The sequence below is a fragment of the Faecalibacterium sp. DFI.5.82 genome, from assembly GCF_029076575.1.
GTDB classification, from domain to species: domain Bacteria; phylum Bacillota; class Clostridia; order Oscillospirales; family Ruminococcaceae; genus Faecalibacterium; species Faecalibacterium duncaniae.
Genome location: NZ_JARFIS010000492.1, coordinates 1 through 312, shown reverse-complemented (window position 1 = coordinate 312; position 312 = coordinate 1). Strand labels below are relative to the sequence as shown.

General features: G+C 51.9%; 1 protein-coding gene. It reads right to left on the bottom strand.

Annotated features, from left to right (window positions below; translation table 11 throughout):
- On the bottom strand, positions 1–312 hold a 312-nt coding region (locus P0G09_RS17565), incomplete at both ends, for a C69 family dipeptidase (RefSeq protein ID WP_275253314.1).

The window sequence follows — 312 nt, the reverse complement described above, 5'->3', positions numbered from 1 at the left end:
GCCTCGTCATCGTCAGCAAACAAAATGCCATTGGTTTCGCCGGTTCCGTATTTGGCAACCAGCTCGCCAAGTCTTTGCACCCCTTCGCGAGCGGTCTTGACGTATGGCAAAACAACCGTAACCATGGCCTCTTCGTTTAAGCCTTCTTTAACGAGTGGATCATAGCCTAACACCAGATCGTTGGAATAGGCGCTTTCGGTTGCACTTATGGCCACACCGTATTCATTGATGCCGGCTTCTTCAAACAGGCCGTACTTGTCGGTCCATTCTGGCGTTGCCGTATAGCGAGCACTGATCTTAGGCAGCGTCAGC